The following is a 22355-nucleotide window of genomic DNA, read 5'->3' as shown; positions in this document are numbered from 1 at the left end:
ATGAGGATCGTGGGCGGGCGCTGGCGCGGCCGCTCGCTGGCAGGACCGAAGTCGGACGCCATCCGGCCGACCTCGGATCGCCTGCGCGAGACGCTTTTCAACATCCTTCAGCATTCCTACGACGATCCCATCGAGGGTGCGCGCGTGCTGGATCTTTTCGCCGGCACCGGCGCCATGGGGCTGGAAGCCCTGTCGCGCGGCGCGGCCTTCGCGCTCTTCGTCGACGACGGCGCGCAGGCGCGCGGCCTGATCAGGGAGAACGTGGAGAGCCTCGGCGCAGGCGGCGCAACCCGCCTCTTCCGCCGCGACGCCACGCGGATGGGCGCGGCTGCTCCGAATGCCCCCTTTTCACTCGTCTTCTGCGATCCACCCTACGGCAAGGATCTCGCCCCCAAGGCGCTGCGCTCCTGCGCCGAGGGCGGCTGGCTGACGCCGGACGCGCTTGTGGTCGTGGAGGAGGCACAAGGGATCGAGGTCTTCCTGCCGGAAGGGTTCGAAGAAATCGAACGGCGGGACTACGGGGAGACCAAGGTGGTGTTCGGGCGTTTCAAGGCTTAGTCGCGGCCTTCGCCATCAGTTGCCTGATCCGGTCGACGACGCTCTGTGGAGCATAAGGCTTCTCGAGCAGCGGCCCGGCCTCGCACAGCGTCGCTGCGATGTCGGCCGACCTCTCGACACCCGAGGTCAGGATGACGCGCACGCCCGGATGGTGAGCCCGGATCCAGCGAGCCAAGCGGAATCCATCCATGTCGCCCGGCATCTGAACGTCGCTGAACACGATGTCGATCGCCACGTCGGGAGCCTGGAGCATTGTAACCGCCTCGTCGGAATTCGCCGCCTCGAAAACCTTGTATCCGCAGTCGCGGAGGTAGTCGGCGATGACCAGGCGCGCCAGAACCTCGTGCTCCACGACAAGGATCGTGTGCGTAGAGGCGTCAGATTGAAAATCGAGAGTTTCGGATATGGTGCTCACATGGGCCCAACGGCCAAGGTTTTAACTTGTTCCAGGGTCACATGTCGGATGCAGACGGCCAGTTGAGGCGGCGAGAGACGACTTCCAGGAGTTGCTCGACCAGGTAAGGCTTCTTCACGAACACGCCGACGTCATCGAGGTCTGGAATGCGCGGCGCGTCCGGCCTGCCGGAAGTCAGGATGATTTGAGTCGGCCCGAAGCGATCGCGAACGAAGCGGGCAACATCCAATCCATCACGCGAACCCGGCAGATGGATGTCGATGATCAGAAGATCGACACGAACCCTGTCGAGGACGGCGAACGCATCGTCTGACGAATTCGCCTCCAGGACCTTGAGCCCTCGCGCGCGCAATTCATCACAGACATGACAACGGGTGATTACATCGTCTTCGACCACCAGAATGGTGGGAGGGGAGCGACGCGGAAACGACGTAACGGATGCTGCGCTCATCATGCCCCTCTGACGCTACTGACAGGCGAAGAAACGCCTCACATGCCGGTTGGTTCTCATAGAGTTTCGCGCCATGTTGCTACTATCGAGGCCTGATCTTAAGGTTGGCGCGAGAACACAAACGTTTTATCCTGCTTGCTCCGCTCTGAAGTTACGTTTATTCGTAATATTGATGGCGGAACCCGAGAACTCAGGCGGACGTTTCTCCTTGTATTCCTTCCGTTTGGCTCCGCATCATGCATGATCGATTTCCCGGTATCGTTTTGTTGGTGGAGGACGAGCCGCTCGTTCGGCTGGTCGTCGCCGACGTCCTGATCGACGCCGACTTTCGCGTGATCGAAGCCGTGAACGCTGCGGAGGCTTTGACCGTTCTGGAGGCAGGGGTTGAAGTAGACGTGCTGCTGACCGATGTGGAAATGCCTTCCGGGATCAACGGCTATGAGCTTGCCCAGCTGGTGAGCGGGCGCTGGCCTGACATTGAAATTCTCATCACGTCCGGCCGGGAATGGCCGCAGCAGGGCGATCTGCCGGCCGGGGCGGCTTTTTTGGCGAAGCCCTGCCCGAACGAGACCCTCGTCTCCTATGTGGAATCCGCAGCCAAAAGGGTCCACGCGGCCAAAGACGCCCGCGCTGCTCACGACCCGTCGGGATCCACCGACGACACCGTCGTGCCGTTCCCCAAAACCGGTTGAGGCAGGTCTGCGCGTTACGGAAGACGCGAGTTACCGGCGCCCGAACAATCGCTCGATGTCGGCGAGCTTCAGCTCGACATAGGTGGGCCGGCCGTGATTGCACTGGCCCGACATGGGCGTCACTTCCATCTCGCGCAGGAGCGCGTTCATTTCCTCGGGCTTCATGCGGCGGCCTGCGCGCACGGAACCATGGCACGACATGCGAGAGAGAACCGCGTCCAGTCGCTCTTCCAACGGGCTCGAAGCGCCCTGCCCCCATTCGGCCAGCGCGTCCGCCACGTCCTGCACCAACGCCTTGATGCGTCCGCCTGCAAGCGCGGATGGAACTTCGCGCACGAGAAGCGCGCCGGGCCCAAAGCTTTCGAGAACGAGACCGAGCTTTTCGAGGGAAGCGGCCTCCGCCATGACGCGATCGGAATCGACGGGGTCGAGGTCCACGACCTCGGGGATGAGAAGCAATTGCCGTGAGATGCCTGACGTTGTGCGCTCGCGCTTCAATCTTTCATAGACGAGGCGCTCATGCGCCGCGTGCTGATCGACGATGACGATCCCATCCTGTGTCTGGGCCACGATGTAGGTGCCATGGATCTGCGCACGCGCTGCGCCGAGCGGCGTTTCCTCCACACTGGAATCGTGCTCCGACAGCGTGGCGCGACTGTCGGCCGAAGGGGCCGCAAGGTCGGGCAGGCTCGCCTGACTTTCTGCGAGGCCGGACGGCCGGTATGCGTTGTCGAGCGGAGCCTGCCACCCGGCGAAGGCGCTGCTGTGCCGGATCGAGGGAGCGCGATGAGCAACCGACACGGGACGGGCCGGCGGCGCGCCCTGCGGACGCAGGCTCTCAAGGGTGCGGGCGCCGACAGTCGAGGACGACCGGAAGCCAAAACGCGTAATCGCCTCCTTCAAGGCCGCCACCACGAAGCCGCGCACGAAGTTGGGATCGCGGAAGCGCACCTCGGTTTTCGCCGGGTGCACGTTCACGTCCACGTTGCGCGGATCGAGATCGATCATCAAGGCCAGCACTGGATGCCGGTCAGACGCCATCACGTCGGCGTAAGCGCCGCGCACGGCGCCAAGCAGCAGCTTGTCGCGCACCGGACGTCCGTTCACAGTGAAATGAATGCCCGCGGACGTCCCGCGATGGAAGGTCGGCAGACTGGCAAAGCCAGAGAGCCGCACCCCTTCGCGCTCGACGCCGATGGCCATGGCGTTCTCGTTGAAGTCGCCGCCCAGCACCCGCGAGAGGCGACGCAGAAAGCCATGCTCGCTTGCAGGCTCCGGCGGATAGGTGAAAGGCGTGATGTGCTCGCCCGCAAACGTGAAGCGGATCGTCGGATGCGCAATTGCAAGACGCTTGACGATTTCGGCGACAGCCTGTGCCTCTGAGCGGTCGCTTTTGAGAAACTTCAGTCGCGCGGGCGTTGCGGCGAACAGGTCCGTCACCTCGATGCGCGTGCCCTTCGGGGCTGATGCGGGACGCACCGGTCCCTTCACGCCTGCCTCGACGACGATCGACGATCCCATCTCCGCATCGGCCGTTCGGGTGGTGATCGCAAGGCGCGAAACGGCGCCGATGGAGGGCAGCGCCTCGCCGCGAAAGCCCAGGGTGTTGATGGAGGACAAGTCCCCGTCCGGCAGCTTGGATGTGGCGTGGCGCTCCACCGCGAGTTCCAGATCCTCCGGCGTCATGCCGGCCCCGTCGTCCACGATGCGAATGAGCCGTCGACCACCTGCCTCAATGGCGATCTCGATAGAGGTTGCCCCTGCGTCGACGGCGTTCTCGACCAGCTCCTTCACGGCGGAGGCCGGACGCTCCACGACCTCGCCCGCCGCGATGCGGTCGACGAGGATGGGATCGAGACGACGAACGGGCATGCGATGCTTCGGGTGCGAGAAATCGTAGACTGAAGATAGTTGCAGAGGCTTGAGTCGGCCAGACCGCGCGACCTTATTCCACTCCTCATGAGGGGCACCGTGTTGTTCCCTCCCCGCGAGAGAGGGAAGAAACGGGCGCCTCTTTTTCGAAACCTACGCCCCCTGCGCCAAATATTCCCGAGCCAGGATCTTACCCTCCTCCACGGCCGGCTGATCGAACGGATCGACCCCGAGCGCGTAGGCGGTGAGGATCGTCTCCAGCATGAAGTGCATGAGAAGTTCTCCCAGCGCGCGCTCGTCAAGCTTCTCGACGTGGATTTGCCGGGTAGGACGGCCGTTTCTGGCGAGCATGTCGGCCGTGGCGCGGCCTTGCGCGGCCACGAGGTCGCCCATGTGGCGGCCGCCGAAGCCGGGCTCCCCGGCGCGTTGCGCCAGCTTCCCGTCCATGAGCGGCCCCTGCCCGGCCACTCCGGTCGTCAGCACGGTGAACAGCTTGTTGTTGGGGCCTCCGAGATAGAGCTGCATCTGGCTATGCTGGTCGACTGGGCCAATGGCGGCTACCGGCTGGGAGCCCTTGCCCTCCTTACCGACGCTCTCGGCCCAGAGCTGCACCCACCAGCGGGTGAAGCGTTCGAGCCTATCCGCATAGGCCATGGTGACGGCAATCCCCTTGCCCTCGAGGATCGTCGCAATGTTGAGGGCGGCTCCCAGGGCCGCGGGTGTGTACTTCGCGTCCGTTCCATTGCGGAACGGCTCATAGGCCTCCGCCGCGCCCTCGCGGATGGCCGCGATATCGAGCCCCATCGCGGCGGCGGGCAGAAGACCCACATTGGTGAGAACGGAGTAGCGCCCGCCGATCCCTCCATGATGATCGAGAAAGCGTACGCCCTCGGGCTCCAGGAGGTCGCGCAGGGCATTGCGCCCGCCCGGCGGCCTTGGCTCCGACAGGCCCAGGAAAATTTCATTGGGACGCGCCCTCAGACCGGCCCTGTCGAGAGCGGACAGGACCGCGATGGTTTGCATCAGGGTCTCGCCTGTGCCGCCGGATTTCGAGATCGCCACGAACCGGGTCGAGGAAAGCGGCAGCTTGTGCAGAATGTGGTCGAAGGTGACGGGATCGAGATTGTCGAGAAAGTGGACGCGCGGGCTCTCGGTGAAACGCCCGGCGCCCGGCACGGCATAATCCCGCAACTGCGCGAGCGTCTGCCCTCCCAGGCTCGACCCGCCGGTGCCGAGAAACACCACGTCGGTCGCATCCCGGCGCAGCCAGGACGCCGCTGCTCGCACGGCATCGAAGTCGTCCGTCGCGCGCGGTATGTGAAGGAGCGGAAGTCTGCCTGTGGCATCCTCTTCCGCAAGCCTCTTCATGCCCTTGCCGACGACCGCCAAGGCAGCCTCGACGGCCGTGCGCGGCAGGCCGCCTTCACCGATATTGGATGCAAGCGCGAGATCGATGGTTTGCTGCAGGGCCATGCGCGGTTGCTCCAGCTTGCAACAGGGGAGCGCAAGACTAGGGCGGCCGCAAGGCCTTGGCCAGAGTGCATAGGGGGAGATCAGGGCCCGTCTTGGCGATGGGCGCAATAGGCCCGATCACCAAAAGGTGCAGATCAGAGGCCTGTGGGGCGTCCTGCGATCACGGTCAACATCCTGCCATCGCCGAACAGGCGCTCGGCGGCCTTGCTGATATCAGCCTGGGTGACGGCCCCGACGAGGGCGTTGCGGCGGCCGATATAGTCGATGCCGAGGCCCTCGAAGGCGATCTGCACCATGGTGTGGGCGATCTTCGTCGAGGTGTCGAACCCGAGGGCATAGGATCCGATGAGGTAATCCTTGGCCTTCTGCAGTTCCTCGTCGCTCGGGCCGTCCGTCGTAAGGCGGGAGATCTCCTGCGAGATCACGTCGAGGCACTCGGCCACGCGCTCGTTCTTGGTGGCGGTGTAGCCCCAGGTCATGGCGGCGGAGCGGTAGCTCACCAGGGATGTGCCGACGCTGTAGGCGAGGCCGCGCTTTTCGCGCACCTCCTGGAACAGGCGCGACGTGAACGCCCCCCCGCCCAGGATGTGGTTGAGCACATAAGCCGGGATGAAGTCGGGCTCGCGCCAGGCAATTCCCTGCGTACCGAAGCGGATGACCGATTGCGGGACATCGAGATCGACCACGAAACGCGACCCGATCTGCTTCAGGCTGGTCGGCTCGATGAAGGGCAGCGGCTGGGCCTCGGGCAGCGATCCGAACACCTTGTCGAGCAGGCCTGACAGGCGATCCGCGCTGATGGCGCCGACGACCGCGATCTTGATCCGTCCGCGGGTGATCATCGTTCGATGCATGGCGACCAGATCGTCCCGCGTGATCATCGCCACGCTCTCCGGCGTGCCGGAGGTCGGACGGCCATAAGGATGGCCCGCGAAGCCTTCCTCGAAGAACCGGCGCGTCGCCATGACGCCCGGATCGTTCTGCTGGTAGCGCAGGCCCGCGATGGTCTGCGCGCGGACGCGCTCGATGGCGTCCTGATCGAAGCGCGGCTCGGCCAGCGCCAGACGCATGAGCTCGAAGGCCTCGTCGGCATGCTTGACCAAGGTCTTGAGAGAGCCGCCGATCGCATCATTGCCCGCATTGAAGGACAGTTCGATGGCGCGCCCGGCCAAGCGCTCCTGGAACGCATCGGAGTTGTATTGGCCTGCGCCTTCGTCGAGCAAGCGGGCAAGCATTTGCGCAACGCCCGGCCTATCCTCTGGATCGTGAGCGGAGCCGCCCTCGAACGTGAACGCAACGGCGATCAGAGGCACTACGTCGGACTCGACGTGCCAGGCCTCGATGCCGCCGGGGGAAACCAGCGTCTTCACCGAGGTTGGGGACGCAGCGCGAATTTCGACAGAAGCTGTCATGGTCATCTCGGTTCTTCGGCTTTTCAGGAGGCCGACTTCTGCAGATACCCAGTCACGGACCGGCGCAGGACGAGGTAGCGTTCTGCCGCGGAAGCCAAGTCGTCTTTCACGACGGCCTCGATCTCGCCCGGCCAGCGATGCACGTCCTCGATGGTCTCGCCGATAGCGAGAGCCGAACCGTAGATACGCGCAAGGGCGGACTGGCTGTCGGTGGAATAGATGGTTTCGGCCACGAGGCGGGTCTTGGCCCGCTCGATCGAGTCGGAATCAAGGGCTTCGGGCACGGTCTTGAGCACCTCGTCCACAGCCTCTTCGAGAGCCTGTAGCGTGACCCCCTCGGACGGCACCGCATAGACGCAGAACCGGGTCTCGTCCATGGAGGAGGACATGTACCAAGCACCCGCGTTCACGGCGATCCCGCGCTCGAGCACCAGCTTACGGTAGAGGTAGGAGGTTGGACCGCCGCCGATCACTTCCGCAAGAAGCTCCAGCGCATAGCAATCCCGCTCCTTGGCCGTGCGGCAGGAGGGAACAAGGTAGAGCCGCTGCAGGGTCGGCTGCTCGACCTTTGGGTCCGACACCGTGATGTGACGCGCGGCCACCGGATCGGGATCGCGCGGGCGGAAGCGCACGGGGCGCTCGCCACGGGGCTCGATCCGGCCATAGGTGTCCTTGGCCAGCCGCAGCACCTCGTCGGGCGTCACGTCTCCGGCCACCACCAGAATGGCGTTCTCAGGCGTGTAGAAGCGTCGGTAATAATCGAGAGCGTTCTCGCGGCTCAGCGTTTCGATCTCGTGCATCCAGCCGATGATCGGAATGCCGTAAGGGTGATGCACGAAAAGCGCGGCCGCCATGGCCTCCGAGAGCTGGGATGACGGATCTGTCTCGACCCGCATGCGCCGCTCCTCGAGAACCACGTCGCGCTCCGGGCCGACGACGGCTTCCTCGAGGAGAAGCTTCGTCATGCGGTCCGCCTCAAACTCCATCATGGTCCTGAGGTGTTCGCGCGCGACGCGCTGAAAGTAAGCCGTGTAGTCGAAGGACGTGAAAGCGTTCTCCTGGCCGCCCAATGCCGAGACGACTTTCGAGAACTCGCCTGCCGGGTGCTTCTCGGTGCCCTTGAACATCAGGTGCTCGAGGAAGTGAGCAATGCCCGACTGGCCGATCGGATCATCCGCCGAGCCGTTGCGGTACCAGATCATGTGGGTCACGACCGGCACCCGATGGTCGGGGATCACCACCACGTCAAGACCGTTGTCGAGCGTGAAGCTCGACACGTTCGGGCCACCACCTTCCGTTCGCCCGAAAGACGCGGCATCGGTCCGTAGGAAGGGTTTGGAGGCGGTGTCCATCATTATTCAACCTTAGCGGAATCAAAGCACTACGTAGGATTTCCTACGGGAATAGTCCAAATTGTTGGGCAAGCAAGCGGAGCAGCGCAACTTTGGAGTGCGGCAAGCGCTGGAGCTGATGACGCACAGACTTGGCCTTTTCGGCTCTTCAATACGTTTCAGGCGAAGCGGGGGAGCCCGTTCGCCTGAAGTAGACTAGTATTTGCGATGCATCAGCGCCTGTTCTGCTGACGAATGAAAGCCTGGGGGCTGTCCGGGTCGCCGTCGAGCACCGGATCCGCCGTGGCCCTGACCGGGGCGCCGTTGGCGGCCTTCAGCAGGCCTCCCGGAGGATCGCTGAGGTAGCGCCGCTCCAGACCGTCGCCTTCGAGCTTTGCGTTATCGTCGCGGAAGGAGCGGAGCTCGTCCGGGCTCATGACGCTCTTGTCGGCCTGACCACCCACGGGGCCCGGCCGGGTCACGTAGTTGTTCGGGTTGCGACCGGCGCGCATCTCCTCGATGGAGAGACGCTTGCCTTCGCTGTTCTTGTAGAGTTCCGAGCTGGTATAGGGCGTGCGGGCTTCAGCCGACGCCTTGCGGGCTGCCGCCACGTCAGGGTCCTTGGGCCAATTGCCGTTGCGGGCCTCAGCGCCGCTAGGAGCCGGCGGAGGAAGGTCCAGCTTGGGCGGCAGCACCAGCGGAGGGCGCTCGTTGTAGTCGATCGGCGGCTTTTCCTTGGGGATGATGCCGATGCTTCCGAGGATGCTCTTCATCGCCTCGCCCTCCTGCGCCGAAGCACCGGACGCTGCGACGAGAAGCGCCAAAGCGCTCGCGCAACCAAAGACTTTCATTCCCTTCATGGCACCCACCATCTGGTTCCCCATTCTTTCCGGAACGCCTGATTGCTCATTCGGGCGAACATAAGGCGGCCCGACCTGATCCTGTGATAGTTTTACCGCACCCGGCGCTTTTCCAGCACGAAGGAGTCATAAAGCAATCCGATAACGCCCGCAACGATGGCCGCATCGGCCACGTTGAACACGTACCAGGACCACGTTCCGATATGGAGCTGGAGGAAGTCGAACACGGCTCCATAAGCCAGGCGATCGATAACGTTGCCGGTTGCGCCCCCCACGACCAACCCCAGCGATGCGGCCAGGAGCCGCCCGGACGTGTTGCGGATCCAGTAGGACAGGCCGAAAGCCGCCAGGATGGAGACAAGGATCAGGATCCAGCGCCCCACTTCCGTGTGCTGCTGGAACAGGCCGTAGGAAATGCCCCGGTTCCAAACCACGATCAGATTGAGAAACGGAGTCAGTTCCACCGGCTCGCGCACAGGCAGATCATAGACGAAGAGGCAGTAAAGCTTTGTTGCCTGATCAAGGATCAGCGTGACCAGAGCAGCCGCGAAACCCAGATGGGTCGGCGTCACCCGCCCCCTGGCATCCAGGGAGCGGGGTTGTCCCGAGGCGGAGCTTCCCTTCACGCGGCCGCCCTCGCCTGATCCCATTCCCGGAGCGCCATTGCGTCACGCGGGGTCACGTCCGGATATTCGGGATCGGAGCCCACATCCGGCGTGACCTTCCACGACCGGGCGCATTTGCGGCCTTGCGCCAGACGCGGCACGACGGCGACGCCCTTGACGTCCTCTAGGCGGAACGCGTCGGCAGGCCCCTCGCCCTGCACAACCTCGATGCCGGACGTGATCGAGATCTCGGCCAGATCAAGGCCCTGAACGGCGTTCCACAGGGTCTCATCGGCGATATGAACGACAGGCGCAGCCTCGAGGCTCGCGCCGATGCGCTTGCTCGCCCGCTCGATCTCCAGAGCGCCGGTGACCACACGGCGGACGCGGCGGATCTTGGACCAGCGTTCGGCCAGGGCGTCGTTGCGCCATTCCGCCAGCACCTTGGGGAAGGTCTCGAGGTGGATGGATTCCGCATTCGGATAGCGCGCCAGCCACGCCTCCTCGGCCGTGAAGGCCAGGATCGGCGCGATCCAGGTCGCCACGCAGCGGAAGGCCTGGTCGATGACCGTGAGCGTGCTCTTTCGGACCTTGCTCGACAGCGGGTCGCAATAGAGCGCATCCTTGCGGATGTCGAAATAGAAGGCCGACAGGTCGGACGTCATGAACGAGTTGAGCAGCGCGATCACCCGCTTGTAATCGAACTCGCGATAGGCTTCGCGCATCTCGCCGTCGAGCTCGGCCAGACGGTGGAGCACGAAGCGCTCCAGCTCCGGCATCTCGGTCACCGACACCTTGTCGGATTCCTGGAAGTGTGCCAGCGAGCCCAGCATCCAGCGGATCGTGTTGCGCAGCTTGCGGTAGGTTTCGACGAAGGTCTTCAGGATCTCAGGCCCGATGCGCAGATCGTCCGAGTAATCGGAGGCCGCCGCCCACAGGCGCAGGATGTCCGCGCCGGAATCCTGGATCACCTTCTGAGGCGCGACCACGTTGCCGAGCGACTTCGACATCTTCTGACCCTTCTCGTCGAGGACGAAGCCGTGGGTCAGGACGATGTCGTAAGGCGCACGTCCGCGGGTGCCACAGCTTTCCAGAAGCGACGAGTGGAACCAGCCGCGATGCTGATCGGAGCCTTCCAGGTACATGACCTGATCCGGGCCGCCGTCGACCTTGCGCTGAACCTTGAGGTCGTCACGCTTTTCCAGCGCGAAGGCGTGGGTGCAGCCTGAATCGAACCACACGTCCAGAATGTCGGTCACCTTCTCGAAATCGACCACGTCGTAGCCGCCGGCCTTCAGGAAGCGCGCGCCGTCGTCCACGTACCACGCATCCGCGCCCTCTTTCTCGAAAGCGTCTGCGATGGCAGCGTTGACGCGCTCATCCTTAAGGATCTCGTTGGTACCCTTCTTGACGAACACCGCGATCGGCACGCCCCAGGCGCGCTGGCGCGACACAACCCAATCGGGCCGATTCTCGATCATGCCGGTGATGCGGTTCTCGCCGGTCTCCGGCACCCATTCGACCGTTTTGATCGCATGGAGCGCGCGCTGACGGAGCGTGTCGCCCTTGTCGTCGAGCGCCTTGTCCATGGCGATGAACCATTGCGGCGTGTTGCGGAAGATCAGCGGGCCCTTGGAGCGCCAGGAATGCGGATACTGGTGCTTAAGGCGGCCGCGCGCGATCAGCGCCCCGACCTCCACGAGCTTCTTGATCACCGCCTCGTTGGCGCCTGCATCCTTGCCCTTGTCGTCATAGATGCGCTCGCCCGCGAAGAAGGGCACGTCCGGGAAGTAGGACGAATCCGGCGACACCGTGTGCGGCACTTCTTTCGTGCCGCAAGTCTCGAACAAGGCCTTGTGCTTCACGTAAGTATTGTAGTCGTCCGCGCCATGGCCCGGCGCCGTGTGCACGAAGCCCGTGCCGGCATCGTCCGTGACATAATCGGCCGGCAGCACCGGAACGGCGAAGTCCCAGTAGCCGTTCGCTCCGTCGAGGCCGCGGAACGGATGGGCGCAGCGCTCGATCATGACCGGCAGCACGTCCTTGACGCGCTCGTACCCAGCCACGCGGGCCGCCGCGAACACATCAGCCGCAAGCTTGTCGGCGATGATCAGACGATCGCCCACCTTGGCCCAATTGTCGTCGGCTGCTTCCGTGACCTGATAAAGGCCGTAGGAGATCTCGGCCCCGTAGGCGATGGCGCGGTTGGCCGGGATCGTCCAGGGCGTGGTCGTCCAGATGACCACGGACGCGCCGTCGAGATCACCGTCGAGGGTGTTGGTGATCTTGAACTTCACCCAGATCGTCGTGGAGGTCTTCTCGTGATACTCGACCTCCGCCTCGGCCAGCGCCGTCTTCTCGACGGACGACCACATGACAGGCTTCGAGCCGCGATAGAGCTGATCGGAAACCGCGAATTTCATGATCTCGCGTGCAATCTGGGCTTCCGCGTCGAAGGACATGGTCTGGTAGGGATCGGCCCAATCGCCCTCGACGCCCAGGCGCTTGAACTCCTCGCGCTGCACGTCGATCCACTTTTCGGCGAAGGCTCGGCACTCGCGGCGGAACTCGACGACGTCCACGTCGTCCTTGTTCTTGCCCTTGGCGCGATACTCCTCCTCGATCTTCCACTCGATCGGCAGACCGTGGCAGTCCCAGCCCGGCACGTAGTTGGAGTCGAACCCCAGCATCCCTTGCGAGCGCACCACCAGATCCTTCAGGATCTTGTTCAGCGCATGCCCGATATGGATGTTGCCGTTGGCATAGGGAGGGCCGTCGTGGAGCACGAAGCGCGGCCGTCCCTTCTGGACCTCGCGCAGCCGCTCGTAGAGCTTGTTCTCGTTCCAGCGCTGCAGGAGCTGCGGCTCGCGCTGAGGCAAGCCGGCGCGCATGGGGAAGTCGGTCTGCGGCAGAAACAGGGTTTCGGAATAATCGCGCGCAGGGCTTTCGGTCTTGTCGGACATGACGGTCAATCGATCTTGAGGATGGCCCGCGTCAGCGGAGCGCATCAGGCATAGGTCAAAGGGCGAACGGCTCAAATCCCGGACCTTCGCGGGTTACGCGAAGGCCGGGCCTGTAATTCGCAGGGGGCGCTCCGCCCGGTCAGCCTGATGAAGCATGGACATGGCGAGCCTTTTAGCAGCGCCCAGCCGGATAATAAAGCGTGGCGATTCCAGTTGCGGCTTCCTATCTATTGCAGATCAATCCTTATCCCCTCGACGGAAGGACGAGACATGGCTCACTCGACCACCACGGCCGGTCAGCGCTCACAGGCCGGCTTCGACCTGACCCCACCCAGCCAGGACGAGTATGGCAGGCTCGTCGACGACCTGGATGACGAGGAGCGCCGCGTCCTCCTGGAGCACGGCACGGAGCGGCCCTTCTGCGGCATCTTCAACGAGGCCAAGGAGCCGGGGACCTATGCCTGCCGCCTGTGCGGTCTGCCCCTGTTTAAGTCAGGCGCCAAGTTCGAATCCAGCACAGGCTGGCCAAGCTTTTTCGATCCCATCGATCGCTCGCACGTCGCATTCGTGCGGGACACCAGCTACGGCATGGTCCGCACCGAGATCCGCTGCGCCCGCTGCCAGGGGCATCTCGGCCATGTGTTCAACGACGGCCCGCCGCCCACTGGCGAGCGCTACTGCATGAACTCGGTTTCCATGCGTTTCGTGGCGGAGGGCGATCCCCTGCCCGATCTGCTCGACCGCGGCGCACCGGAAGGCGAGCCGGTCGCCTGACAAACCCCTTCGGCGGAAGGCTGGCGGCCCAGCCTTCCGCCGGTCTAGGCAAGCACCATGACGGACGAACCGAAGGCAGATATCGAGAGCGAGGCGGGCTTCTACACGCGCCTGCCGGTCTTCGACAGCTTCTCGCGTCTGACGGATCCGGGCATTTACACGCCCCTTCCGGACGATTGGGTTCTCGGTCTCACGGATGTGGTTCGCTCCACCTCCGCCATCGAGGCGGGACGTTACAAGCAGGTCAACACAGTGGCCGCGTCCGTCATCGCGGCGATTTCCAACGCGCTGGGCAGCCACGATTTTCCCTTTGTGTTCGGTGGGGACGGCGCTGCCTTCGCGCTGCCGGCCTCACGAGCGGACCTTGCGCGGGAAACGCTCGCCGGCGTAGCCGCCTGGGCACGAGACGAGTTCCACCTTGAGCTGCGAGCGGCGCTCGTGTCCGTCTCGGAAATCCGGTCGCAGGGGCACGATGTTCGCGTGGCGCGGTTCGCACCCTCGCCGGATGTCGCCTATGCGATGTTCTCGGGCGGCGGATTGGCCCATGCTGAGCGGCAGATGAAAGCGGGCGCCTATGGTGTCCCGCCGGCGGCGCCGGGAACCATTCCCAACCTGCTGGGGCTGTCCTGCCGCTTCGACGAGATCAAATCGCAGCGGGGCGTCATCCTATCGCTGATCGTTCTTCCCGCTGCGAAAGCCGATGCCTCAGCCTTCGATGCACTCATCGCCAGGGTCCTGGCTGCTGCGGAAGGCCAATCGGAGCGCCCCGTCCCGGCCGGAGGACCGGTCCTGAGCTCGCCTTTCAGAGGTGTGGTGCTTGAGGCCAAAGGGTTCGGACGCCCCCGCCTGCGCTCCTCTCTGAAGCTTGTCGCCCAGCGCCTGGGAGCCTTCCTGCTCTTCCGGCTGGGGCGACCCGTCGGAGGGTTCGACCCTGCACGGTATCTGGATCAGCTTGTCCGCAACACCGATTTTCGCAAGTTCGATGATGGCCTGCGGATGACACTCGACTGTACGCCGGCTTTGGTAGACAGCCTTGGCCATATGCTGGCTCAGGCCGAGATGGAGGGCATCGCCCGATACGGCATGCACCGGCAGGATTCGGCCCTCATGACCTGCTTCGTCCCCTCACCCACCCGCAGCGACCACATCCACTTCGTGGACGGGGCCATGGGCGGCTACGCCATGGCCGCAAGAGCGTTGAAGCTGACGGCCTTGATGCACCTTGTCGGCTACCCGATCATCGACCGCGTCTGATCCGTGGCAAGCATCGATCGGGCCTCGTCGGAATCCCGATCCATCCGCTCGATCAGCGCCTCGATCCCATCGAAGCGCTCCTCTCCGCGGATCCAACCGACGAATTCCACGTCAAGAACCTGCCCATAGAGGTCGCCTGTGAAATCGAAGAGGTGGACCTCCAGGAGCGGCGCGCCGTTGTCGAAGGTCGGCCGGCGACCGAAACTGGCGACCCCGTCCACGGGCTTCCCCTGGACTGAAGCACGGACCGCGTAGACCCCATGACGAAGGCGGGAATCCTCCGGAAGGCGGATATTGGCCGTGGGGTAGCCGAGCACGCGTCCCCGCTTGTCACCATGCAGCACCTCGCCGCGCCCAAACCAGCGATAGCCGAGGAGGCGATTGGCGAGCGCGATGTCGCCCGCCTCCAGCGCAGCCCGGATGGCGCTGGAGGAGACCGGTTCGGACGCCTCCGTGACGGCGGGCGCCACGAGACAGTGGAGCCCCCGCGCGGCGCAGAGTTCCTTCATTCTGGCCGGATTTCCCTCGCGGCCGCGCCCGAAATGGAAATCATAGCCGATCACCACGCCGGAGATCTGGAGGTCGCGCTCGAGGATGTCCACGAATTCCTCGGCGGTTTGGGCGGCGAGTTCCCGACCGAAGCGCCTCACGAACACGCCGGCGAGGCCGAGGCGAGCCAGTACGGCGAGCTTGACCGGCTCCGGCGTGAGACGGAACAGGGGTCGATCTGGCTGGAAGAAAGCCCGGGGATGGGGCTCGAAGGTGATCACCGCGCCCGGCCTGCCCGAATCCGCCGCCAGCCGGATGAGATGCTGGTGACCGCGATGCACGCCATCGAAGTTGCCTATAGCCGCCATGGCGCCCTTCAGGCTGTCCGGAACGGGATCGCCGTCGCGGCAGACCACGAAGGAAGGCGAGGCTGACTGAGGAGCTTTATCGGAGGGCATCTGATCAGGGTGGGCTGGCACAAGGCCCGCGACCGTGTCGAAATCCGGTCCTGGGGTCAAGGCGAGAGCATGGCCCCGATGGGCGCACGCCAAAGAAGATGGACGATATCAGGCCGCCCAGGACAGGACGTCCGCGATGGCCTGCGGCCGAACCGGCTGGAGATCGATCCAGTCCTGGACATGCTGCGACACCAGAGGACCCCGATGGACCCCCAGCTCCTCCGCGTGGATGCCGCGGGCGATCAAAAGGGAATCGATGCCGAACCCGGCCGCGCCCGCGATATCGGTGCGGATCGCATCGCCGATGGCGAGCACCCGATCCTTGGGGATCTCGCGCCCATTCAACCCCGCCGCGACGGCAATCGCCTTCTCGTAGATCGGCTCATGGGGCTTTCCGGCGTAATAGACGTCGCCGCCCATCTCCTCATAGGCGAGCGCAATGGCGCCCGCGCAGGGCACGATCACGTTGCCGCGCTCCACCACCAGGTCGGGATTGGCGCAAACCATCAGCAGGCCGCGCTTGAGCATCGCCTCGAGCCGCAGCCGGTAATCCTCCGCCGTCTCCCGCTCGTCGTCCTCGAAACCGGAGCAGACCACATAATCCGCCTCTTCGATCGAGCCGAAACGGACGTCGAGTCCTTCATAGACGGGCATGTCGCGGGGCGGGCCGATATGGTGCACGACCTTGTCGAGGCGCTCCTCGATGGCGAGGCGCGTCAGGTCCCCAGAGGTCACGATGGCGTCGTAGGCCGAGCGCAGAACCCTGAAGCCGTCGAGTTGAACTCCCACCGCAGATCCCGGACGCGGCGCGTTAGATACGAGAACGACGCGGCCTCCCCGGTTGCGGAACTCCGTCAGCGCCTCGCCGGCGGCGTCATAGGCTTTCACCCCATTGTGCAGGACGCCCCAGACGTCGCACAAAACAAGGTCGTACCGGTCGGCGAGAGGTTGAAGGCCCTCGACGAGAGCGGGGCGGGACGAAAGGGTCATGAGGGCTCGCTGGCTGTGGACGTCGGGCGGGTAGGCCCTCGTGTCGCGTAAGTCAACCAGCCCGCCGCAGGTCGGATCCATCGTCTCTCTGGGAGAACGCCGTGTTCCGGGCCGGCGAGACCAGCACCTCGGATCTCACCGCGCGTGGGGCCGCGAAGACGAAGCCCTGGGCCAACGGCATGCCGAGATTGATCAGGGCAGGCACCATTTCCTCGCGCTCGACCCGGTCGGCTACGAGCTTGATGCCCTCGCGCCGCAGCACCGAGGCGAAATCCCGCACTCCCGTGTCGTGGATGTATGTCGGGCCCTCGGCCCGATCGGCGGCGATCATCAGCTCGGCCGGGAGCTTGAGGAAGCGTACGCCGAGATCGGCGAGGGTGCGGGCATTAAAGTCAAGATCGACGGCGCGGTCGAGGGACAGAGGCACGCCCTTGTCCCGCAGCAGGGCAAGCGCCTCCTTCTGCTCCGCGTCGAGGCTGCGCCAAGCCGCCTGGGGCAATTCCAGCACGACCTTGCCCAAGACCTCGGGGGCGGAATCCATCAGACCCACGAGGGAAAACAGGAAGTCGGGCTCCCGGATCGAGCGCGGCGACAGGTTAACGCCGACGATCGCCTCCCTGCCGCGGGCCAGCAGGTGACGCGCGACCGAGAGTGCCCTGATGACGATGCGCCGGTCGAATTCGGGTGCGCGGCCGAGGCGCTCTAGCGCGGGCAGGAACTCGGCCGGTCCGAGAAGGGTGCCGTCCAACAGCCGCAGGCGTGCCAACGCCTCGTAGAACCGGACCTTGCGCTGGGGAAGCGCGACCACGGGCTGGAGGTGGAGCTCGACCTGATCGGTCTCGAAGGCTTGCGTGACCAGCCGCATGCGGCGGATCTCGTCCTCGGTTTCCCTGCGCGGCAGGAGCGACGGCTCGGGCTGCGGGCTCGGCTGCGAAGCACCTGCGTCGCGGGACTGGCCAAGCTCCGGCACGACCCTGAGGGTGGACTTGTCGTCTCCCCTGACGGCCTCGCTCAGTGTGTCCTTCAGCTGGGCGACGTCCCGGTTCTGGGCCGCCACGTTCCGGGCGAGTTCCCGCACCACGCCGCCCAGCATGCCGCCGTGCCGGTGACCTCGGCCATGGTCGAGCGTAAGGCCGGAGTTGAGGCGGCCGGAGCACGCTGCTGATCGAGCCTGATCCGGTGCGCAAGATGAAGGAGATCGGCAGAGGCCCGCTCGGCGGCGTTCGTAGCCGCATCGGCCCGGAGCCACGCCCCCGCAAAGGCCATCACGTGAAGCGCCGCGAACGTCGCCACCACGATCCCGGCCTCCAGCGCGACCGCAACGGCGACCGCCGCGGCCGTCAGCACCAGACCGGAAGCGACGAGCGTCGCTTCCTTCCGTTTGAGGAAAAACAGCCTTTTGGCCGTTATGACCATGGGTGCCCCCGCTCCCCGTGGTTTCACGTCAAAACCAGCGAATCAAATGATGTAACGATCTTGTCCTAGAGGCACCACAACAGCAAGTGCACCAATATTTCAAGCATCGAGTTCTCGATAGGGAAATTATCGTCTGGACCTTGCCTGGACCTGTCGTGAGGCCGAGATCGCACCATTGAACGCGAAAGGATGTACCGATGGAAGAACCCCGCAAGGACCTGCTAATGCAGGTGGAGGGAATGACCTGTGAGGGTTGCGTCAAGGCCGTGACGAAGGCCGTGCAGCGCCTCGACCCAAGCGCCACGGTCGACGTGGATCTCGACCACGGGCGGGCGCACATCGTCACCAACGCCCAAGCCCTCGAGGTCGCGCAGGCGCTGAACGCGGCCGGCTACGAGGCCCGGGCCATGACCTTGTGACGGCGCTAGCCTGAAGGGCTTTTGCGGATCTCCCATGCAAAAGTCCTTTTGCCGCCCCCGAAAACGGCTGCTAGGTTGCCCGGAAGAATTCACGTCCGGGGATTGCCATGACCGCCCAAAGCTCCAGAGCCGACAACGACCTGTCCGCGCCCAACGACCTCGAGGCCTGGTGGCTTCCGTTCACGGCCAATCGTTCCTTCAAGGCGCGGCCCCGCATGATCGCCCGCGCCAAGGACATGCACTACTACACGCCGGAAGGCCGGGCCGTGCTCGATGGCGCGGCGGGCCTCTGGTGCTGCAACGCCGGCCACAACCGGGACGAGATCACGGCGGCGATCCAGGCCCAAGCGGCGGAACTCGATTATTCTCCCGCTTTCCAGTTCGGCCATGCGGCCGGCTTCGCAATCGCCTCACGCATCGCTCAGCTCGCGCCGGGCGACCTCGACCATGTGTTCTTCTGCAATTCCGGTTCCGAGGCGGTGGACACGGCGCTCAAGATCGCCCTGGCCTACTGGAACGTCCAGGGTCAGGGCAGCCGCACGCGTCTGATTGGCCGCGAACGCGGCTATCACGGCGTCGGCTTCGGGGGCATCTCGGTCGGCGGCATCGTCAAGAACCGCCAGTTTTTCGGCTCCCTGCTCGCCGGCGTCGATCATCTGCCGCATACCTATAACCGGGCCGAGCAGGCCTTCTCGCGCGGCGAGCCGGAATGGGGCGCGCATCTGGCGGACGAACTGGAGCGCATCGTGGCGCTGCACGACGCCTCCACCATCGCGGCCGTGATCGTCGAGCCCATGGCGGGCTCCACCGGCGTGATCCCGGCCCCGAAGGGCTACCTGCAGCGTCTGCGCCAGATCTGCGACAAGTACGGCATCCTGCTCATCTTCGACGAGGTCATCACAGGGTTCGGTCGCCTCGGCACGGCGTTCGCGGCCGAGCGCTACGGCGTCATCCCAGACATGATCACCTTCGCCAAGGGGGTGAATTCCGGCACCGTTCCCATGGGAGGCGTCCTGGTCCGCAAGGGCATCCACGATGCCTTCATGAAGGGGCCGGACAACATGATCGAGCTGTTCCACGGCTACACCTATTCGGGCCACCCTCTCGCCTGCGCGTCCGCGCTCGCCGCCCAGGACATCTACCGGGACGAGAAGCTGTTCGAGCGGGCGAAGGCCCTGGAGCCGGTCTGGGCTGACGCGATCCACGGCCTCAAGGACCTGCCGAACGTGCTCGACATCCGCACGGTCGGGCTTGTAGGCGCCATTGACCTCGCATCCCGCCCCGACGCCTTCGGCGCCCGCGCCTTCGAGGCCATGGACCGCGGCTTCCACGATCACGACCTGATGATCCGCATCACCGGCGACACCATCGCAATCTCGCCTCCGCTCATCATCACCGAGGTCCAGATCGGAGAACTCGCCGACAAGCTCGGCAAGGTGATCCGCGCGGTGGCGTAGGCCCCGAACATCCAAATACTGCGTCATGGCCGGGACAAGCCCGGCCATCCACGTCTTGGAGCCTCATCGCCGCAAAGGCCGGGCATGACGGTGAGGTGAGGCCTGAACCCTTGCCCCTTATGGCTGCACAGGTTACGACGCAGCACTTCTTTCAAGAAACGGCTGTCCCAAAACCATGTCCAAGGCCGACAAACTCAAGGCTCGCGCGCCGCGCGGCTTTGCCGATCGCGGGCCCGCCGATCTCTCGGCGACCGAACGCATGCTCGCGGCGATCCGCGAAACCTACGAACTCTATGGGTTCGAGGGTGTGGAGACGCCCTTCGTCGAATACACCGACGCGCTCGGCAAGTTCCTGCCCGACCAGGATCGGCCCAACGAGGGCGTGTTCTCGTTCCAGGACGACGACGAGCAGTGGCTGTCGCTCCGTTATGACCTGACGGCGCCCCTCGCCCGCTATGTGGCCGAGAACTTCGACGCTCTGCCCAAGCCCTATCGCAGCTACCGGGCCGGATGGGTGTTTCGCAACGAGAAGCCGGGACCAGGCCGCTTCCGCCAGTTCATGCAGTTCGACGCTGATACGGTGGGCGCAGCCTCCGTGGCAGCCGATGCGGAAATCTGCATGATGGCCGCCGACACCCTTGAGAAGGTCGGCATTCAGCGCGGCGACTTCATCGTCAAAGTCAACAACCGTAAGGTTCTCGATGGCGTGCTCGAGGCCATCGGCCTCGGTGGTGACGACAAGGCAGGCCAGCGGCTCACGGTTCTTCGCGCCATCGACAAGCTCGACCGTTTGGGGCGCGACGGCGTGCAGCAGCTTCTCGGCAAGGGACGGAAGGACGAAAGCGGCGACTTCACGAAAGGCGCAGAGCTTGCTGATGCGCAGATCACTAAGCTTTTGCTATTTTTGTTCAGCCCTTTCGGCCATACCGCCAGCCCCCAACCAACCCCAACCGATCATAGTGCCGAGACGATTGAAGGCACCACGATCTTCAAATCGACCAAGAACGCTTTGGCGATCCAGCAGCTGCGTAAGTTGGACTTCGAGAGCGCGACCTACCGTGCTGGCGTCGATGAGTTAGCTCAGATTGCAGAACTCGTTGATGCTGCCGGCTATGAGGATCGGGTCATCATCGACCCGTCCGTGGTGCGCGGCCTCGAATACTATACCGGGCCTGTTTATGAGGCCGAACTGACCTTCCAGGTGCAGGACGAGGACGGACGCCCCGTGCGCTTCGGCTCAGTCGGCGGCGGCGGGCGCTATGACGGGCTCGTGGGCCGCTTCCGGCCCGAGCCGGTTCCGGCGACGGGCTTCTCCATCGGCGTGTCGCGCCTGTTCTCGGCGCTGCGGATGGTCAATAGCCCCATCGTGTCGGGGCAGGACAAGCCGGGCCCCGTGGTGGTTCTCGTGATGGACCGGGACCAGGTGGCCGCCTACCAGCGCATGGTCTCGAGCCTGCGCCAGGCTGGCATCCGGGCTGAGCTCTATCTTGGATCGTCCGGCATGAAGGCGCAGATGAAATATGCCGACAAGCGCCAGAGCCCCTGCGTGATCATCCAGGGTTCCAACGAGCGCGAGCGCGGCGAGGTCGAGATCAAGGACCTGATCGAGGGGGCAAAGGCCGCCGAGGCGATTGCGTCCAACGAGGAGTGGAAGGCCGCCCGGCCGGCCCAGTTCTCCATCCCGGAAGACAGGCTCGTCGAGGCAGTCCGCGAAGTGCTGGGGCGTCATTTCAGTTAGCGCCCCTGCGCCTTCCGGGCGCGGCCGTCTCTTCGCGATACGTCGTATCAAGTGCTCTGGAACTCCCAAGCTGAGAAGCGGGTTGTTCCCCAAGCTTGACCATCAGGAGGCAACAATGGCGAAGGCGAAAGACAAGGCTAAGGACAAGAAGAACACCGGCAAGAGCAAGAAGGCGACCGGCGCGAAGCTGCCGAAAGCTGTCCGCAAGTCCGGTCTCATGGAACTCGTCAATTCCAATCTCGGCCGCGAGATCCTGGCCGATGCGCTGATTGCGGCAGCAGGTGCTGCTGCGGCCGCTCTCACCAGAACCCGCACGGCCAAGAAGGCAGGCTCCGCGGCGGTGGATGCCGGTTCCGATGCCGCCGATATCACGAAAGACGCCATGCAGACGGCCGCCGGAGCCGTGGCCGGCGTCGTCACCGAGGCGGCCCGCCAGTTTCTCCCTGCCTCTCTCGTGGGCGATCAGGGGAACGAGGGCGACGAGGGCGGCAAGCCCGCCCGCAAGCGCGTGCAATACGCCCACCTTTCCAGCGACCACACCAGACGCAAGACGTCGCCGAAGGCCAAGGACGACAAGGCCGGAAAGCACTGAGCATCGTTGCTCACTGTCATCCCGGGGCCGCGAAGCGGAACCCGGGATCGCCGGCAAAACAAGACGCAACTCTCGTCTGCCGATCCCGGATCGCCTTCGACGTCCCGGATGACTGCCTGACGTTGATCAGCCCATT

21 protein-coding genes are annotated in these 22355 nt (G+C 64.6%); 8 read left to right on the top strand and 13 right to left on the bottom strand.

Annotation, left to right across the window (positions count from 1 at the left end; all coding sequences use genetic code 11):
* The gene (gene rsmD, locus DRB19_RS08200; protein ID WP_114185552.1) at window positions 1-558 is read left to right on the top strand and encodes a 16S rRNA (guanine(966)-N(2))-methyltransferase RsmD; all 558 of its coding nucleotides are present in this window, start codon (window positions 1-3) and stop codon (window positions 556-558) included.
* Here rsmD and DRB19_RS08195 read toward each other — a convergent pair.
* Complete coding sequence (locus DRB19_RS08195; RefSeq protein ID WP_114185551.1) at window positions 548-973, bottom strand: response regulator; 426 nt, start codon at window positions 971-973, stop codon at window positions 548-550. The genes rsmD and DRB19_RS08195 overlap by 11 nt on opposite strands.
* A gap of 37 nt (window positions 974-1010) precedes the next feature.
* The gene (locus DRB19_RS08190; RefSeq protein ID WP_114185610.1) at window positions 1011-1424 is read right to left on the bottom strand and encodes a response regulator; all 414 of its coding nucleotides are present in this window, start codon (window positions 1422-1424) and stop codon (window positions 1011-1013) included.
* Between the two features lie 236 nt (window positions 1425-1660).
* On the opposite strand from DRB19_RS08190, the gene DRB19_RS08185 reads away from it, so the two are divergent.
* Window positions 1661-2116, top strand: coding sequence for a response regulator (locus DRB19_RS08185; RefSeq protein WP_114185550.1), 456 nt, complete (start codon window positions 1661-1663; stop codon window positions 2114-2116).
* 30 nt (window positions 2117-2146) lie between these two features.
* On the opposite strand, the gene mutL is transcribed toward DRB19_RS08185, so the two are convergent.
* From mutL to ileS, 7 genes are all read right to left on the bottom strand, one after another.
* The gene (gene mutL, locus DRB19_RS08180) at window positions 2147-3988 is read right to left on the bottom strand and encodes a DNA mismatch repair endonuclease MutL (protein ID WP_114185549.1); all 1842 of its coding nucleotides are present in this window, start codon (window positions 3986-3988) and stop codon (window positions 2147-2149) included.
* Between the two features lie 153 nt (window positions 3989-4141).
* Window positions 4142-5461 (bottom strand): glucose-6-phosphate isomerase, encoded by a 1320-nt coding sequence (locus DRB19_RS08175; RefSeq protein ID WP_114185548.1) that lies wholly within the window; start codon window positions 5459-5461, stop codon window positions 4142-4144.
* Between the two features lie 134 nt (window positions 5462-5595).
* A complete protein-coding gene (locus tag DRB19_RS08170) occupies window positions 5596-6873 on the bottom strand; it encodes a M16 family metallopeptidase (protein ID WP_114185609.1) in 1278 nt (425 codons plus the stop codon).
* 23 nt (window positions 6874-6896) lie between these two features.
* Complete coding sequence (locus tag DRB19_RS08165; protein WP_114185547.1) at window positions 6897-8225, bottom strand: M16 family metallopeptidase; 1329 nt, start codon at window positions 8223-8225, stop codon at window positions 6897-6899.
* Between the two features lie 212 nt (window positions 8226-8437).
* Window positions 8438-9064, bottom strand: a complete 627-nt coding sequence (locus DRB19_RS08160) for a hypothetical protein (RefSeq protein ID WP_147021746.1) — start codon at window positions 9062-9064, stop codon at window positions 8438-8440.
* A 92-nt stretch (window positions 9065-9156) separates the two neighbouring features.
* A complete protein-coding gene (gene lspA / locus DRB19_RS08155) occupies window positions 9157-9636 on the bottom strand; it encodes a signal peptidase II (protein ID WP_245439340.1) in 480 nt (159 codons plus the stop codon).
* A gap of 50 nt (window positions 9637-9686) precedes the next feature.
* Window positions 9687-12632, bottom strand: a complete 2946-nt coding sequence (gene ileS, locus DRB19_RS08150) for an isoleucine--tRNA ligase (RefSeq protein WP_114185608.1) — start codon at window positions 12630-12632, stop codon at window positions 9687-9689.
* Between the two features lie 270 nt (window positions 12633-12902).
* On the opposite strand from ileS, the gene msrB reads away from it, so the two are divergent.
* Together msrB and DRB19_RS08140 are read left to right on the top strand one after the other, a co-directional pair.
* Window positions 12903-13406: a peptide-methionine (R)-S-oxide reductase MsrB gene (gene msrB / locus DRB19_RS08145; protein WP_114185544.1), complete on the top strand. Its 504-nt coding sequence runs from the start codon at window positions 12903-12905 to the stop codon at window positions 13404-13406.
* Window positions 13407-13463: 57 nt separating this feature from the next.
* Window positions 13464-14660 (top strand): DUF3095 domain-containing protein, encoded by a 1197-nt coding sequence (locus DRB19_RS08140; protein ID WP_114185543.1) that lies wholly within the window; start codon window positions 13464-13466, stop codon window positions 14658-14660.
* On the opposite strand, the gene DRB19_RS08135 is transcribed toward DRB19_RS08140, so the two are convergent.
* From DRB19_RS08135 to DRB19_RS08120, 4 genes are all read right to left on the bottom strand, one after another.
* Window positions 14636-15607: a bifunctional riboflavin kinase/FAD synthetase gene (locus DRB19_RS08135; protein WP_114185607.1), complete on the bottom strand. Its 972-nt coding sequence runs from the start codon at window positions 15605-15607 to the stop codon at window positions 14636-14638. The genes DRB19_RS08140 and DRB19_RS08135 overlap by 25 nt on opposite strands.
* 108 nt (window positions 15608-15715) lie before the next feature.
* Window positions 15716-16597 carry a TIGR01459 family HAD-type hydrolase gene (locus DRB19_RS08130; protein ID WP_114185606.1) on the bottom strand — a complete coding sequence of 294 codons (882 nt, stop codon included), beginning with the start codon at window positions 16595-16597 and terminating at the stop codon, window positions 15716-15718.
* A gap of 52 nt (window positions 16598-16649) precedes the next feature.
* Entirely contained in the window at window positions 16650-17690 is a 1041-nt protein-coding gene (locus DRB19_RS08125; RefSeq protein ID WP_114185542.1) for an EAL domain-containing protein, read from the bottom strand.
* Window positions 17621-18013, bottom strand: coding sequence for a hypothetical protein (locus tag DRB19_RS08120; protein WP_114185541.1), 393 nt, complete (start codon window positions 18011-18013; stop codon window positions 17621-17623). The genes DRB19_RS08125 and DRB19_RS08120 overlap by 70 nt, the downstream gene beginning before the upstream one ends.
* Window positions 18014-18210: 197 nt before the next feature.
* Between DRB19_RS08120 and DRB19_RS08115 the strand changes: the two genes are divergently transcribed.
* The 4 genes from DRB19_RS08115 to DRB19_RS08100 all read left to right on the top strand — a co-directional run bounded on the left by DRB19_RS08115 (window position 18211) and on the right by DRB19_RS08100 (window position 22219).
* A complete protein-coding gene (locus DRB19_RS08115) occupies window positions 18211-18432 on the top strand; it encodes a heavy-metal-associated domain-containing protein (RefSeq protein ID WP_114185540.1) in 222 nt (73 codons plus the stop codon).
* A 107-nt stretch (window positions 18433-18539) separates the two neighbouring features.
* Window positions 18540-19889 carry an omega-aminotransferase AptA gene (aptA, locus tag DRB19_RS08110; RefSeq protein WP_114185539.1) on the top strand — a complete coding sequence of 450 codons (1350 nt, stop codon included), beginning with the start codon at window positions 18540-18542 and terminating at the stop codon, window positions 19887-19889.
* A gap of 175 nt (window positions 19890-20064) precedes the next feature.
* On the top strand, window positions 20065-21627 hold the full coding sequence (gene hisS / locus DRB19_RS08105) for a histidine--tRNA ligase (RefSeq protein WP_114185538.1): 1563 nt from the start codon (window positions 20065-20067) through the stop codon (window positions 21625-21627).
* A gap of 115 nt (window positions 21628-21742) precedes the next feature.
* On the top strand, window positions 21743-22219 hold the full coding sequence (locus DRB19_RS08100; protein WP_114185537.1) for a hypothetical protein: 477 nt from the start codon (window positions 21743-21745) through the stop codon (window positions 22217-22219).
* The last annotated feature ends 136 nt before the right edge of the window (window positions 22220-22355 follow it).

The organism is Microvirga aerophila (assembly GCF_003332305.1).
In the GTDB taxonomy this organism is placed as follows: Bacteria; Pseudomonadota; Alphaproteobacteria; order Rhizobiales; family Beijerinckiaceae; genus Microvirga; species Microvirga aerophila.
Note: the sequence above shows the minus strand (reverse complement) of the source record. Positions and strands in the feature narration are given on the sequence as shown.

Coding starts and splice junctions, on each gene's coding strand:
- rsmD (WP_114185552.1), top strand. CDS start 1: ATGAGGATCGTGGGCGGGCGCTGGCGCGGCCGCTCGCTGGCAGGACCG.
- DRB19_RS08190 (WP_114185610.1), bottom strand. CDS start 1,424: ATGAGCGCAGCATCCGTTACGTCGTTTCCGCGTCGCTCCCCTCCCACC.
- DRB19_RS08185 (WP_114185550.1), top strand. CDS start 1,661: ATGCATGATCGATTTCCCGGTATCGTTTTGTTGGTGGAGGACGAGCCG.
- mutL (WP_114185549.1), bottom strand. CDS start 3,988: ATGCCCGTTCGTCGTCTCGATCCCATCCTCGTCGACCGCATCGCGGCG.
- DRB19_RS08175 (WP_114185548.1), bottom strand. CDS start 5,461: ATGGCCCTGCAGCAAACCATCGATCTCGCGCTTGCATCCAATATCGGT.
- DRB19_RS08170 (WP_114185609.1), bottom strand. CDS start 6,873: ATGACAGCTTCTGTCGAAATTCGCGCTGCGTCCCCAACCTCGGTGAAG.
- DRB19_RS08165 (WP_114185547.1), bottom strand. CDS start 8,225: ATGGACACCGCCTCCAAACCCTTCCTACGGACCGATGCCGCGTCTTTC.
- DRB19_RS08160 (WP_147021746.1), bottom strand. CDS start 9,064: ATGAAGGGAATGAAAGTCTTTGGTTGCGCGAGCGCTTTGGCGCTTCTC.
- ileS (WP_114185608.1), bottom strand. CDS start 12,632: ATGTCCGACAAGACCGAAAGCCCTGCGCGCGATTATTCCGAAACCCTG.
- msrB (WP_114185544.1), top strand. CDS start 12,903: ATGGCTCACTCGACCACCACGGCCGGTCAGCGCTCACAGGCCGGCTTC.
- DRB19_RS08140 (WP_114185543.1), top strand. CDS start 13,464: ATGACGGACGAACCGAAGGCAGATATCGAGAGCGAGGCGGGCTTCTAC.
- DRB19_RS08135 (WP_114185607.1), bottom strand. CDS start 15,607: ATGCCCTCCGATAAAGCTCCTCAGTCAGCCTCGCCTTCCTTCGTGGTC.
- DRB19_RS08130 (WP_114185606.1), bottom strand. CDS start 16,597: ATGACCCTTTCGTCCCGCCCCGCTCTCGTCGAGGGCCTTCAACCTCTC.
- DRB19_RS08125 (WP_114185542.1), bottom strand. CDS start 17,690: ATGCTGGGCGGCGTGGTGCGGGAACTCGCCCGGAACGTGGCGGCCCAG.
- DRB19_RS08120 (WP_114185541.1), bottom strand. CDS start 18,013: ATGGTCATAACGGCCAAAAGGCTGTTTTTCCTCAAACGGAAGGAAGCG.
- DRB19_RS08115 (WP_114185540.1), top strand. CDS start 18,211: ATGGAAGAACCCCGCAAGGACCTGCTAATGCAGGTGGAGGGAATGACC.
- aptA (WP_114185539.1), top strand. CDS start 18,540: ATGACCGCCCAAAGCTCCAGAGCCGACAACGACCTGTCCGCGCCCAAC.
- hisS (WP_114185538.1), top strand. CDS start 20,065: ATGTCCAAGGCCGACAAACTCAAGGCTCGCGCGCCGCGCGGCTTTGCC.
- DRB19_RS08100 (WP_114185537.1), top strand. CDS start 21,743: ATGGCGAAGGCGAAAGACAAGGCTAAGGACAAGAAGAACACCGGCAAG.